Annotated in this window: 13 protein-coding genes; 6 read left to right on the plus strand and 7 right to left on the minus strand. The window is 62.4% G+C overall.

The window, feature by feature from the left end; translation table 11 throughout:
- The first annotated feature begins 15 nt into the window (after positions 1-15).
- Positions 16-861, plus strand: a complete 846-nt coding sequence (locus tag VPH41_RS25965; protein WP_152284326.1) for a hypothetical protein — start codon at positions 16-18, stop codon at positions 859-861.
- A 4-nt stretch (positions 862-865) separates the two neighbouring features.
- Here the strand turns inward: VPH41_RS25965 and VPH41_RS25970 are convergent, their stop codons facing one another.
- Both VPH41_RS25970 and VPH41_RS25975 read right to left on the minus strand, forming a co-directional pair.
- Positions 866-1,387, minus strand: a complete 522-nt coding sequence (locus VPH41_RS25970) for a GNAT family N-acetyltransferase (protein WP_328571984.1) — start codon at positions 1,385-1,387, stop codon at positions 866-868.
- Positions 1,384-1,659 (minus strand): hypothetical protein, encoded by a 276-nt coding sequence (locus tag VPH41_RS25975; RefSeq protein WP_328571985.1) that lies wholly within the window; start codon positions 1,657-1,659, stop codon positions 1,384-1,386. The genes VPH41_RS25970 and VPH41_RS25975 overlap by 4 nt, the downstream gene beginning before the upstream one ends.
- Before the next feature lie 112 nt (positions 1,660-1,771).
- Here VPH41_RS25975 and VPH41_RS25980 point away from each other — a divergent pair, with 112 nt between their 5' ends.
- Positions 1,772-4,081 (plus strand): UvrD-helicase domain-containing protein, encoded by a 2,310-nt coding sequence (locus VPH41_RS25980; RefSeq protein ID WP_287775647.1) that lies wholly within the window; start codon positions 1,772-1,774, stop codon positions 4,079-4,081.
- A 64-nt stretch (positions 4,082-4,145) separates the two neighbouring features.
- Here the strand turns inward: VPH41_RS25980 and VPH41_RS25985 are convergent, their stop codons facing one another.
- From VPH41_RS25985 to VPH41_RS25995, 3 genes are all read right to left on the minus strand, one after another.
- On the minus strand, positions 4,146-4,901 hold the full coding sequence (locus tag VPH41_RS25985; protein ID WP_442906326.1) for a BPSS1780 family membrane protein: 756 nt from the start codon (positions 4,899-4,901) through the stop codon (positions 4,146-4,148).
- 38 nt (positions 4,902-4,939) lie between these two features.
- Positions 4,940-5,896: a homoserine kinase gene (locus VPH41_RS25990; RefSeq protein WP_152284331.1), complete on the minus strand. Its 957-nt coding sequence runs from the start codon at positions 5,894-5,896 to the stop codon at positions 4,940-4,942.
- 83 nt (positions 5,897-5,979) lie between these two features.
- A complete protein-coding gene (locus VPH41_RS25995) occupies positions 5,980-6,375 on the minus strand; it encodes a hypothetical protein (protein ID WP_328571987.1) in 396 nt (131 codons plus the stop codon).
- A gap of 302 nt (positions 6,376-6,677) precedes the next feature.
- Here VPH41_RS25995 and polA point away from each other — a divergent pair, with 302 nt between their 5' ends.
- On the plus strand, positions 6,678-9,443 hold the full coding sequence (polA, locus tag VPH41_RS26000; RefSeq protein ID WP_328571988.1) for a DNA polymerase I: 2,766 nt from the start codon (positions 6,678-6,680) through the stop codon (positions 9,441-9,443).
- A gap of 125 nt (positions 9,444-9,568) precedes the next feature.
- Entirely contained in the window at positions 9,569-10,453 is an 885-nt protein-coding gene (locus VPH41_RS26005; RefSeq protein WP_328571989.1) for a dienelactone hydrolase family protein, read from the plus strand.
- Positions 10,454-10,530: 77 nt separating this feature from the next.
- On the opposite strand, the gene VPH41_RS26010 is transcribed toward VPH41_RS26005, so the two are convergent.
- On the minus strand, positions 10,531-10,788 hold the full coding sequence (locus tag VPH41_RS26010; RefSeq protein ID WP_193317011.1) for a hypothetical protein: 258 nt from the start codon (positions 10,786-10,788) through the stop codon (positions 10,531-10,533).
- On the opposite strand from VPH41_RS26010, the gene VPH41_RS26015 reads away from it, so the two are divergent.
- Entirely contained in the window at positions 10,700-11,458 is a 759-nt protein-coding gene (locus VPH41_RS26015; protein WP_052140365.1) for a ZIP family metal transporter, read from the plus strand. The two genes, VPH41_RS26010 and VPH41_RS26015, sit on opposite strands and share 89 nt — an antisense overlap.
- A 273-nt stretch (positions 11,459-11,731) precedes the next feature.
- Positions 11,732-13,474: an ABC-F family ATP-binding cassette domain-containing protein gene (locus VPH41_RS26020; protein ID WP_328571990.1), complete on the plus strand. Its 1,743-nt coding sequence runs from the start codon at positions 11,732-11,734 to the stop codon at positions 13,472-13,474.
- On the opposite strand, the gene VPH41_RS26025 is transcribed toward VPH41_RS26020, so the two are convergent.
- Positions 13,471-13,605 (minus strand): hypothetical protein, encoded by a 135-nt coding sequence (locus tag VPH41_RS26025; RefSeq protein WP_328571991.1) that lies wholly within the window; start codon positions 13,603-13,605, stop codon positions 13,471-13,473. The genes VPH41_RS26020 and VPH41_RS26025 overlap by 4 nt on opposite strands.
- Positions 13,606-13,614: the final 9 nt, after the last annotated feature.

Here is a 13,614-nt window from a genome sequence, read left to right on the forward strand (position 1 = left end):
ATATGCGAGGCAGCCATGTCCACTTCCCACCGTTTGATCCTCAGCCTGGCCGGCATCCTGCTTGGCGGCAGCGCGCTGGCCGTGCAGCCGCCCCAGCCGCCAGCGCCACCGGCTCCGCCTGCCGCGCCCAGCAAGCAGATCAGTATTACCGTGGAAAGCAGCGACGGCTATGCCCTCGTCGATAGCCGCAAGGACAGCGTCACCATGAGCGGCAGCGATGTCGACAACCAGCAGATCAAGCAGTTGAAGCAATCCATCAAGGGGCAATTCCTGTGGTTCCGCGACCAGGGCAAGAGTTATGTGGTGCAAGATCCCGTGTTGCTGGCCCGCATCAACGAAGCCTGGAAGCCATCCCAGCTGTTGGGTGAACAGATGACTGGCCTGGGTACGCAGATGAGTGCGCATGGCAAGGCGATGGGCGAATTGGGCAGCAAGATGGGGGCGCGCCAGGGCAAGGTCGGTACGCGCGAATCGGAGGAGCTGCGTCTCCTGGGCCGCCAGCAGCAGGAACTGGGCCGCAAGCTGGGTGAGGCATCGCGCCGCCAGGCGCTGGCGACGAGCGATGCGGCACGCCGTACGGCCGAGCGCGATGTGGAGCGCTTGCAGCAGCAGATGGAAGATGCCCAGGAAAAAATGGAAGAGGCCAACGACCGCATCGCCGCCATACACGAGAGCGAAGCCCAGCAGACCGAAGCGATTTCGCGCCAGATGGAACAGCGCAGCAAGCCCATGGAAACGCTGGGCAAGCAAATGAGCGACCTTGGCCGCCAGCAAGAGAAAGCGGCCAAGGCGGCGGACAAGACCACGCGGCAGGCGATTGCGCAATCGCTGAGCGAAGGCAAGGCAAAGCTGGTGCGCTAAGCGCTCAGGCCAGCAGCTTGCGCATCAGGCAGCGCTGCGCCGGATCGTGCCCGTCCTGCGTCTCGCGCGCCAGCTTGCGCGCATGGCCCGCGCCCAGCGCCGCTGCGCCGATTTCGCTGAAACCGTGGCGCGCATAGTAGGGAGCGTTCCACGGCAGGTGGCGATACGTGCTCAGGGTCAGGCAGGCGCAGCCCAGCGCCTGCGCGTGGGCCGCCGCCGCGTCCAGCAGGCGCGCGCCCAGCCCCTGTCGTTGCTGCGGCAGGGCAACGGACAATTCCACGATAAACAGCTGGCCGTCGAGCGCTTCGGTGGCCAGGAAACCCACCGGCGCCGCATGCCCGGCGGCAGCGATCCACACGCCGCCCTGCCGCTGCAGGGTTTGCAAGGTGCTCAATGGCAAGGGTTCTCCCTGCGCCAGCCACGCCAGGTCGGGGCCGGCCTGGGCAAACAGGGCGGCGGCGCTGCGCTCGACCTGGCCCAGCAGGGGCAGGTCGGCGCCGCTGGCCGCGCGGATGGCGTAGCTCATCGCGTGTTCCACACGGCGGCCACGGCGCGGTATTGCGCCGGCAAATGTGCCTTGGCTTCGTCTACGCTGTCGTGGAGTGCATCCTGCACAGTGTTCCACTGCGCATCGCAGCTGAAGCGGTAGATGCGCGCCTCGCCTGCGTACTGGCACAGGGCCAGGCCGTGGATGGCGAGCGGGGCCGCGCCATCTTCTGCGGCGACGTGGCCGAAAGGCAGGTCGGACCAGGCCCACGCCAGTACGCGGGCGCCGTCGATGTGGCTGGGAGGTGTCATGGAGGCGATTTCTGCAGTAATGGCGTGACGTCGATTGTAGCGCGCACGGCGAAACTGGCGCGACCGCTGGACAAATGCACAGTATTTTTAGCCATGCCGGTATAATCACGGCATGCAAAATCTTCTTCACAACCTCAATCCCGAACAATTGGCTGCCGTCACCTTGCCGGCGCAGCATGCGCTGATCCTGGCGGGCGCCGGCTCGGGCAAGACCCGCGTGCTGACCACCCGCATCGCGTGGCTGATCCAGACCCAGCAGGTATCGCCGCCCGGCATCCTGGCCGTGACGTTTACCAACAAAGCCGCCAAGGAAATGCTCACGCGCCTGTCGGCCATGCTGCCGATCAATACGCGCGGCATGTGGATCGGCACCTTCCACGGCCTGTGCAACCGCTTGCTGCGCACGCACTACCGCGATGCGGCCTTGCCGCAGACGTTCCAGATCCTCGATTCGCAGGATCAGTTGTCGGTGATCAAGCGCTTGTTGAAGGCGAACAATATTGACGATGAAAAATTCCCGCCGAAGACGGTGATGTATTTCATCAACAATGCCAAGGACCAGGGTTTGCGCGCCACGGACGTGGAAGCGTACGACGCGCACGAGCGCAAGATGGTCGAGCTGTACCAGATGTACGACGACCAGTGCCAGCGCGAAGGCGTCGTGGATTTTGCCGAACTGCTGCTGCGCACGTACGAATTGCTGAGCCGCAACCAGCCCCTGCGCGAACATTACCAGGCGCGCTTCCGCCATATCCTGGTGGACGAGTTCCAGGATACGAATAACCTGCAATACAACTGGTTGAAATTGCTGGCCGGCCACGGCAGCCGCGATGGCGGCGCCCTGTTTGCCGTGGGCGACGATGACCAGAGCATCTACGCGTTCCGCGGCGCCAACGTGGGCAATATGAGCGCCTTCGAGCACGAGTTCCAGGTGAAGAACTTGATCAAGCTGGAGCAGAACTACCGTTCGCACGGCCACATCCTCGACAGCGCCAACGTATTGATCGCGAACAATAGCAAGCGCCTGGGCAAGAATCTGCGCACGGACGCGGGCCATGGCGAGCAGGTGCGCGTGTACGAAGCCAGTTCCGACCTGCAGGAAGCGCAGTGGATCATCGAAGAGGCGAAAAGCCTGATCGCCGATGGTGCCTCGCGCAGCGAAATCGCCATCTTGTACCGCTCGAATGCGCAGTCGCGCGTGATCGAACATGCGCTGTTTTCGGCCGCGATTCCATATCACGTGTATGGCGGCCAGCGCTACTTCCAGCGCGCCGAGGTCAAGCACGCGATTGCTTATTTGCAATTGATGGACAATCCCCACAATGATTCCGCCTTCTTGCGCGTGGTCAATTTCCCCACGCGGGGCATCGGCATGCGCTCGATCGAGCAATTGCAGGCCGCGTCGGAGCAGTACGGCATTTCGCTGTACGCGGCCGTGCCGTATGTGGCGGGCAAGGCGGGCAGCGTGCTGGCCGGCTTCGTCAAGCTGGTCGAAGGCGTGCGCTTTGAAACGCAGCAATTGTCGCTGCCGGAAATGGTGCGCGTGGTGCTGGAAGCGAGTACCTTGCTGCAGCATTACCAGAATGAAAAGGAAGGCGCCGACCGCATCGAGAACCTGGAGCAGATGGTCAGCGCGGCCAGCCAGTTCATTTCCGAGGAAGGTTTTGGCCAGGGCGCGCCCGCCCACCTGGGACCAAGCGCCCAGGCGCAGTCCGGTGCGCCCGTGGTGAACCAGGACGGTATCGAAATCCTCGATGCGGATGCGCCGCTGCCGGCCGTGATGTCGCCGCTCTCCGCGTTTTTATCGCACGCCTCGCTGGAAGCGGGCGACAACCAGGCGCAGGCGGGCCAGGATGCGCTGCAGATGATGACGGTGCACTCGGCCAAGGGCCTGGAATTCGACAACGTCTTTATTACCGGCCTGGAAGAGGGCCTGTTCCCGCACGAAAGCAGCTCGAAGGAAGACAACGGCGTGGAAGAGGAACGCCGGCTGATGTACGTGGCCATCACGCGCGCGCGCAAGCGGCTGTACATGAGTTTTTCGCAGACGCGCATGCTGCATGGCCAGACGCGCTACAACATGAAGTCGCGCTTCTTCGACGAATTGCCGGAAGAATCCTTGAAATGGCTGTCGCCGAAAGTACAGGCGAACTGGTTCGGCAACCGCAAATCGGCCTGGGACGAGGCGCCCAAGGTGGCCAGCCTGGGTTCGGACAATGCGATTGCGCAAAAGATCGCGCAAAAAGCCACGGGCGGCGGCTGGCGCATCGGCGAATCGGTGGCGCACGCCAAGTTCGGCGAAGGCGTGATCGTCAATATCGAAGGCGGCGGCGGCAATGCGCGCGCGCAGATCAACTTCGGCCAGCACGGCATGAAGGTGCTCGACCTGGGCATCGCCAAGCTGGAGCGATTGGGGCGTTGAGACACGAGCGGCCATAAAAAAGGGCAGCCTGCGCAGGCTGCCCTTTTTGCATGCGGCGTGAAAATCAGTCGTTCGGCTTGTCCAGCGACACGGTCTTGCTCTCATCGACAGGCACGCCGAAGATCTGGCGGTAGGCCGCGTAGAACGAGCAATGCATGATGATGGTGAGTATCATCGACAGCGGCATCATCAGCTGCATCATCAGTGGCGTGCGGCCAAAGATGACGGCCAGCAACTGGCTGGTGACGATGCTGATGGCGAACCACGTGGCGGCAAAGACGATGAAAGCCGACAGCGAGCGCCAGACGGCGAAAAAGCTGAAGAACAGCGACTTGCCCAGGCCGGTTTTTTGCCAGTAGATCAGCGGTGCCGCAAAGCAGAACGCCATGGCGGCCGGCACGTACAGCACGATGGCCAGCAGGATGCCGAGGCCCAGGCGCGATTCGGGGATGGCGGCGCGCGCCGCTTCTTCCGTCAGTTGTCCCGTGACCAGCTGCCACAGCAAGCCGTCGTCCACCAGGGTGGACGCGCCGATGGCAAGGATGGCCATCAGGATGTACAGCACTCCCAGGCCGAACAGCGCGGGAAACGCCGGTTTGCGGAAGCCCGAGATCAGCAGGCTGGGCAAGACGCGCTTGCCCTGGTCGATATTCAGGCAGCCTTGCACGAAGGCCACGGAAAACACGGGGACGAGGATGACGGGCAGCATCTGGCCGAGTACGGGCACGATGCTGACGGCCAGCATGCAGAACATATAGCCGAGAAACAGCATCGACATGCCGCCAGGTTGCTTGCGAAACAGGCCAAATCCTTGTTTCACCCAAAGCCAGCCTGTACTTGCAGGTAATTTTTCCATGTTTAAAACAGTTCCGGTGCAGGTGTGGCAATACGTTCGCGCAGAATGCGTTCGAAATGCGAGGGATCGTGCGGGGTCAGCATTTCCGCTTCGCGCGGCTGGTAATAATCGTACAGGCGCGACAGCCAGAAGCGCAGCGCGGCGGCACGCAGCATCGGCTGCCATGCCGTCTGTTCTTCATGCGTGAACGGACGCACGGCCTGGTAGGCGTCCAGCAGGGCGCGCACGCGCACCGTGTCGAGCACGCCCGTGGCCAGGTCCACGCACCAGTCGTTGACGGTGACGGCCACGTCGAACAGCCAGGTGTCGCAGCCGGCAAAGTAAAAGTCGAAAAAGCCTGTCAGCTGTTCGCCGTCAAACATGACGTTGTTGCGGAACAAGTCGGCATGCACGGGACCGCGCGGGATGGCTTTATAGGTATCGCAGGCAGCAAAGGCATCCTGGAAATGGATTTCCGCGCGCAGCAAATGGGCCTTGGCATCGTCGAGGTGGGGCAAGACCAGCGGCGTGGTGGTGTTCCACCAGTCCAGTCCCCGCAAATTCGGCTGCTGCAGGGGGAAATCCTGCGCTGCCAGGTGCATCTTCGCCAGCATGGCGCCCACGGCCGCGCAATGCACGGCTTGCGGCGCCATCTGCGAGCTGCCGTCGAGCTTGCTGACGATGGCGGCCGGCTTGCCTTGCAGGGCCGTTACCAGTTCGCCATCGGCATTGGCGATGGGGGCGGGCACCAGTACGCCCCGGTCCGCCAAATGGCGCATCAGCTGCAGATAGAACGGCAATTGCTCGAAGCTGAGGTTTTCAAAGATCGTCAGCACATACTCGCCGCGCTCCGTGCTCAGGAAGAAATTGCTGTTTTCAATGCCGGATGCGATGCCCTTGAGCGCCAGAGGTTTGCCGAGTGGAAATTGCGTGATCCACTGGCCGATATCGTCCAGGTGTAGCGCGGTAAATACTGCCATGGGAAAGAGGGGAATGGTCTAAAAGGTCAAAAAAAGCCGGCTGCCCCGCAAATGGCCGGGGCAGGGCAGAAGAGAGTGGCTGCTTACTTCGTTGCTGCGGGCGGTGCTGGCGCGTCCGCGGCCTCTTCATCGCGTTGTTTCTGTTTCTTCTTGCCCAGGTCGAATTCCAGTACTTTCCATTGGGGGCCGCGCAGGGCGCCGCCGTTGGCCTGGTCGGCGCCCGTGGCCGGCTTCATGTAATAGGTGCTGCCGCCCGTGGTGACTTTCACTTCGGACGTCACACCCGCTTCGCGTTTCTCGGTGATCTGTTGCTTGGCTGCAGCCGGCGCCACGGTGATGGGCGCTTCGCCCATTTCCTCGATACGTTCGAGCTGTGGCGGCGCGTCGCTCGGTTTGGCCGGCGTCTGGGCGCTGGCGAGGGCCGAACATGCCAGCAGGGGCAGGGCGAGGAATGTCCAGAGTGTCGATGTACGCATCATGATGGGTTCGCTTCCATGTGTGGGACTGCAGCGCGTGCAGTGGTGTAATGCCGTCAATTTATCTATAAGGCATTGTAACAAACTGGTAGGCAATGCTGTTTAATACGGCTGATTAATGTGCCGAAATGGCTGGCGGCGCCAGCCCGCGCGCGCACACGGGGCCGCCAGGGTGGTCAAAACGCCGGGAACGGCACGCATTGCGGCCGGTGGCGCGGCCCCAAACTCTGCGATAATTGGGCGATATTCCGCCCGCCCGCCGCGCTTTCCCCGGCGGACGCGGCTCACCTTATTTTATTGGCATTATGCAAAACACCCTGCTGTTAGTCGACGGTTCCAGTTACCTTTATCGTGCCTTCCATGCGCTGCCCGACCTGCGCAGCCCGGATGGCTATCCCACGGGCGCCATGCACGGCATGGTCAACATGCTGCGCCGCCTGCGCGCCGACTACCCGGCCGCCTACATCGCCTGCGTCTTCGATGCCAAAGGTAAAACTTTCCGCGACGACATGTATCCCGAATACAAGGCCACGCGCGCCTCGATGCCGGACGACCTGCGCCTGCAGATCGAACCGATCCACGAAGCCGTGCGGGCCATGGGCTGGCCCATCCTGATGGTCGACGGCGTGGAAGCGGACGACGTGATCGGTACCCTGGCCGTGCAAGCGGCCGCCGCTGGCATGGACGTGGTGGTGTCGACGGGCGACAAGGACCTGGCGCAGCTGGTCAACAGCCAGGTGACCCTGATCAATACCATGAGCAATGAAAAGCTCGATGAAGCGGCCGTGCTGGCCAAGTTCGGCGTGCCGCCCAACCGCATCATCGATTATCTGTCGCTGATCGGCGATACGGTCGACAATGTGCCGGGCGTCTCGAAATGCGGCCCGAAAACGGCCGTCAAATGGCTGACCTTGTACGACAGCCTGGAAGGCGTGATGGAAAACGCGGCCAATGTGGGCGGCGCCGTGGGCGAAAACCTGCGCACGGCCCTGCCTTGGCTGCCGCAGGCGCGCGCCTTGATCACCGTCAAGACCGATTGCGATCTGTCGCAGCACATGACGACGATCGCCGACTCGCTGGTGGCAAGACACGAAGACAAGGAAGCGCTGCTGGCCTTCTTCCAGCGCTACGGCTTCAAGGCCCTGCTGCGCGAACTGGGCGCCATGCCGCCGCCGATGTCGCCTGTCGGCGCACCGGCAGCCGGCGCCGGTGCTTCCACCGCCAACACGACGGGCGACATGTTTGCCGACGCTGCCCCGGCCGTGGAAGCCGTGTATGAAACCGTGCTGACGGACGAGCAACTGGATAAATGGATCGCCCTGATCGATGCGGCGGCCTTGACGGCCGTCGACACGGAAACCACGTCGCTGGAACCGATGACGGCGCAGATGGTCGGCATTTCCCTGTCCGTGGCCGAGCACGCGGCCTGCTACATTCCGCTGGCCCACGACTATGCGGGTGCGCCGGAACAGTTGACGCGCGAACACGTGCTGGCGAAGTTGCGTCCGTGGCTGGAAGATGAAAACAAGCCCAAGCTGGGGCAGAACCTGAAATACGACAGCCACATCTTCGCCAACCATGGCGTGGCGTTGCGCGGCATCGCCCACGATACCTTGCTCGAATCGTATGTGTTCGAATCGCACAAGAAGCACGACATGGACAGCCTGGCCCTGCGCCACCTGAACTACACGACGATTCCGTTCGAAGATGTGTGCGGCAAGGGCGCCAAGCAGATCACGTTCAACCAGGTGGAAGTGGAACAGGCGGCGAAGTACGCGGCCGAGGATGCGGACGTCACCTTGCGTTTGCACAATGCCATGTGGGGCAATGTGGCGAACGATGAGAAGCTGACTTTCATCTATGAAAAGATCGAGATGCCGACGGCCGTGGTCTTGCAAAAGATCGAGCGCAACGGCGTGCTGATCGACGACGAGCTGCTCAACATCCAGTCGGCCGAGCTGGCCGTCAAAATCCTCGAACTGGAAAAGAAGGCGTACGAACTGGCCGAGCAGCCATTCAACCTGGGTTCGCCAAAGCAGATCGGCGAAATCTTCTTTGAAAAATTGAAACTGCCGGTGGTCAAGAAGACGCCGACGGGCGCGCCATCGACGGATGAGGAAGTGCTGCAAAAGCTGGCCGAGGATTATCCGCTGCCCAAAGTGCTGCTCGAATACCGGGGCATGGCCAAGCTGAAGTCGACGTACACGGACAAATTGCCGAAGATGATCAACGTCACCACGGGCAGGGTGCACACGAACTATGCGCAAGCCGTGGCCGTCACGGGCCGCCTGGCGTCGAACGACCCGAACCTGCAGAATATTCCCATCCGCAGCGCGGAAGGCCGCCGCATCCGCGAAGCCTTCATTGCGCCGCCGGGCAGCCACATCGTTTCAGCCGACTATTCGCAGATCGAATTGCGCATCATGGCGCACATCTCGGGCGATGAAGCCATGCTGCGCGCGTTTGCCGACGGCATCGACATTCACCGCGCTACGGCCGCCGAAATCTTTGGCGTGCCGGCCGCGGAAGTGCAGAGCGAACAGCGCCGTTACGCCAAGGTCATCAACTTCGGTTTGATCTATGGCATGAGCGCGTTTGGCCTGGCCGGTAACCTGGGCGTGGACCGCACGGCCGCGCAAAGCTATATCGACCGTTACTTTGCCCGTTTCTCGGGTGTGAAACAATATATGGAAGACACGCGCCAGCAAGCGAAGGCGCGCGGCTACGTGGAAACCGTGTTCGGCCGCCGTTTGTGGTTGCCGGAAATTAATTCGCCGAACGGCCCACGCCGCCAGGGCGCCGAACGGGCGGCCATCAACGCGCCCATGCAGGGCACGGCTGCCGACCTGATCAAGCTGGCCATGATTGCCGTGCAAGGCTGGCTGGAAACGGATGGCTTGCAGACGAAGATGATCATGCAGGTGCACGATGAACTGGTGCTGGAAGTGCCGGACGCCGAGCTGGAACTGGTCAAGCGCAAGCTGCCGGAACTGATGGCCGGCGTGGCCGCGTTGAAAGTGCCGCTGACGGCCGAGGTGGGCGTCGGCAGGAACTGGGACGAAGCGCATTGATGCTGCGTCGGCTTACGCGGGGCATGCCCCGCCAAGCCGACCTACATGTTTACTTGAGCAATGACCGGTCGGCTTAGCGCAGCGTAAGCCGACATTTCCAAACGCAATATCTTCAGGAGAAACGCATGAGCGACATGATCACCGATTGTGAAAGTTTGCTGGGCCAGAGCAGCTTGTCCGGGCCCGATGGCCGGCGTGGTTTCCTGAAGGTGGCGCTGGGTACGGGCTTTGCCGTGGCCGTGCTGCCCGTGGCGGCGCAAAACGTCATCAAGACGGATTCCGCCGGGCTCGTCACTGCCACCATATCCGTGATGGTCGATGGTCAGGCCGTGCCCGTGTATGCGGCGCAGCCGGAAGGCAACACGGGCTTGCCCGTGGTGCTGGTCATTTCGGAAATCTTTGGCGTGCATGAACATATCGCCGACATGGCGCGCCGCTTCGCCAAACAGGGCTATCTGGCGCTGGCGCCCGACCTGTTCGTGCGCCAGGGCGACCCCACCAAGGTGGCCAGCGTTGCCGATTTGATGAAGGGCATTATCGCCAAGACGCCGGACGCGCAAGTGATGACGGACCTCGATGCCGTGGTCGCATGGGCCAAGCAGAATGGCGGCGACACAAGCCGCCTGGGCATCACGGGTTTCTGCTGGGGTGGCCGCATCACGTGGCTGTACGCGGCGCACAATCCCGCCGTCAAGGCAGGCGTGGCCTGGTATGGCCGCCTGGTGGGCGAACCGACTCCTTTGCAGCCTAGCAACCCCATCGATATTGCCGCTAGCCTGAAAGTCCCCGTGCTGGGCTTGTATGGCGGCAAGGATACGGGCATCAGCCAGGAATCGATCGGCAAGATGAAGGACGCGCTGGCCAAGGGCGGCAACAAGTCGGAATTCGTCGTCTACCCCGATGCGGGTCACGCCTTCAACGCCGATTACCGTCCCAGCTATGTGGCGGCCGATGCGAAAGACGGCTATGCGCGTTGCCTGGCCTGGTTCAAACGCCACGGCGTAGCGTGATCTGCAACAGAAAAATAGCAAATTTTTCCATCAGTTGACGCGAAAGGCGCACCGGGCTGTAAAATGCCCGGTTCGCGTCAATGCAGTACAATTGCATCTTCACTGCGCCACGCTGCCGCCAAGCGCGCACAAGATTGAATAATAAGCAACACTATGCAGATCAAGCCAGACGCCAGCATTGCGGGCGCCCGTAGGCCGGCGCCATTTTGAGGTAAGAAAATCATCGATCCCGTCCTTATATCCATTTTGCTCGCGACCACGATCGCGGGCGTATTCAGCATTACCGCGGCGGCGATCTTTTCGTTTGCATTCTTGTCCAAAGTGGTCGAGCGCATGGTCAGCTTGTCCGTCGGTATCATGTTGTCGACGTCCCTGCTGCACGCCTTGCCCGAAGCGTTCGAATCGCAGGCGGACCCGCGCAGCCTGTTCGCCACCCTGCTGGCGGGCTTGCTGGCCTTTTTCATGCTGGAAAAATTCGCGATTTTGCGCCATTCGCACCACCACGAAGGCGATGGCCACCACCACGCGCATGGCCACGACAAGCACGAAGCGGGCAAGGCCGGCTGGATGATCCTCGTGGGCGACGGCATGCACAACTTTACGGACGGCATTTTGATCGCCGCCGCCTTCCTGGCCGACCCGAAGCTGGGCCTGGTGACGGGCCTGGCCATCATCGCGCATGAAATCCCGCAGGAAATCGGCGACTTCATCGTGCTGCTCAATGCCGGCTTCTCGCGCCTGCGCGCGTATATCTTCAATCTGCTGTGCAGCCTGATGGCGGTGGCGGGCGGCCTGCTCGGCTATTTCACCCTGGACCGTGCCAGCAATCTGATTCCTTACGTACTCGTGTTCGCCTCGTCCGGCTTCATCTACATTGCCCTGTCGGACCTGATGCCGCAGATGCAGCGCCGCGCCACCTTGCGCGAAACCATCCCGCAAGTGCTGCTGATCGCGCTGGGCGTGTGCATCGTGCTGTTCCTGACGCATAAACGCCACGGCGGTTGACGCGCGGCGGTGCCGCAGTGTCACTTGTGCTATATTGCCTTTCTGACTAACTTGCACAGAAAGGAGGAAAATATCATGGAAGAAAACTTGTTGCTCGCCTTATGGCGCGCACGCTCTTTAAGCGCATTTGCCCGCTCTTGCCCACGTTCTATCGCGCTGCGATAACCTGGCCAGAGCAAAGTTACCCTCCTATACGAGTCCTTTCCTGGTACTCCGTTGTCGTTAGCGCTCCTGTTAACGCGGATGCTTGCATCCCGAACAAAGACAAGAGCCATGACTACCCTGATCTCGACACAAGCTTTACAACTGGATACCCACGACGGTTTCCTGTTCCATGAACTCGCCTTTACCTTGCGCCAGGGCGACCGCATCGGCCTGATCGGCCACAACGGCTGCGGCAAATCCACCTTGCTGGGATTGCTCAGCGGCACGCGCGAAGCGACATCCGGCACCATCCACTATTCTCGTGCCTGCCGCTTGCAGTACGTGGAGCAGCACTTGCCCGCGGAACTTGCCGGCCTCAGCCTGTACGACGCCTTGCTGGCGCCCGTGCTGGAACAGCCCGAGCTGCATTGGCGGGTCGACAGCCTGCTGGCCGAACTGGGCTTCGACCTGGATACGGCGCAAGTGCCCGTGCACTCGCTGTCCGGCGGCCAGCACACGCGACTGCTGCTGGGGCGTGCCCTGCTGCAGGAGCCGAACGTGCTGCTGCTCGATGAACCGAGCAATCACCTGGACTTGCCATCCTTGCTGTGGCTGGAGCAATTCCTGCTGGCGTGGCGCGGCGCCTTCATTCTCGTCTCGCACGACCAGCGCCTGCTCGACAACGTGGCCACGCGCAGCTGGATCTTGCGCGACCGCCGGCTCTACGATTTCGACTTGCCGTGCGGCCCTGCGCTGGCGGCGCTGGCCGAGGCCGATATTGCCGCCGCCGCCCGCCATGCGGCCGAACAGAAGGAAATCGACCGCTTGTCTGCCAGCAGCGCCCGCCTGGCCCTGTGGGGCCGCACCTATGACAATGAAGACCTGGCGCGCAAGGCCAAGACCATGCAGCGGCGCATCGACAAGTTGAAGGATGAGCAATCGTTCGTCAGCGATGGCGCGCCCTGGCGCTTGAGTCTGCGCGGCAAGGCGCTGGCGGCCGACCAGCTGCTGGCGCTGGACGGGCTGGACGTGCGCGCCGTGCCCGCGTCTCCCGTGCTGTTCCAGGTCGGCCAGCTGTGGCTGAAACCGGGCGACCGCGTCGCCTTGCTGGGTGCCAACGGCAGCGGCAAGTCCTCGTTGCTGCGCTTGTGCTGGCAAGCGATCCAGGCGCAGGAAGAGCGGACGGACTTGCGCTACCACAAGGCGGCAAACATCGGCTATTACGACCAGTCGCTCAAGCAACTGGCCGATACGGCCGACCTGTCCGACGCCCTGTATCCGTTTGCCGTGCAGAACGAAGCTGCGCGCAGCCAGGTGGCGCGCAAGCAGGCGCTGATTGCGGCCGGTTTCCCGTATGCGCGCCATGGCCAGACGGTGGCCACCCTGAGCGGCGGCGAGCGGGCGCGGCTGCTGTTCCTGGGGCTATCGCTGGCCAGCTACCACTTGCTGCTGCTGGACGAGCCCAGCAACCACTTGGACATGCAGGGCAAGGGGGAGCTGGGGCAAGCGTTGCAGGGATTTGCGGGCGGCTGCCTGCTGGTATCGCATGACCGCGACCTGATCGAGACGGCCTGCAACCGCTTTTGGGTGGTGGCCGATGGCGGGCTGGAAGAGTGGCTTGATGCGGCCAGCGCGTATGCGCGGCTCAGTCTTGAGGATGGGCAAGCGCCAGCGTCCGCGCCGCGCGTGGAAACGGCTGCGCTTGCGCCAGCGCAAACCGACGTCGACGTGCAGCTGGAGCGCTTGTGCGAACTGGAGCAGTTGCTGGCGCAAGACCAGGCGAGAAAACCGCGCCACCAGAAGCTGGCCAGCCAGCAGGCGTGGCAGGACGAGATCGCGCAGTTGAATCGCATTTTGGGCATCACGGCCTAGATGGCGCTGTCCGGGCGATGGTCGCCGTCGCCCATGGACGCTTGCTGGCGATGGCGTCCGCAAGCGGCGGCAGCGCCTTGCGCGTGGTACATGTCGTCGGCCAGAGCCGCCTTCCTCTTGATGAAACGCAAGGTCGGCAG

It is taken from the genome of Janthinobacterium sp. P210006 (assembly GCF_036231885.1).
GTDB lineage: Bacteria > Pseudomonadota > Gammaproteobacteria > Burkholderiales > Burkholderiaceae_D > Janthinobacterium > Janthinobacterium violaceinigrum.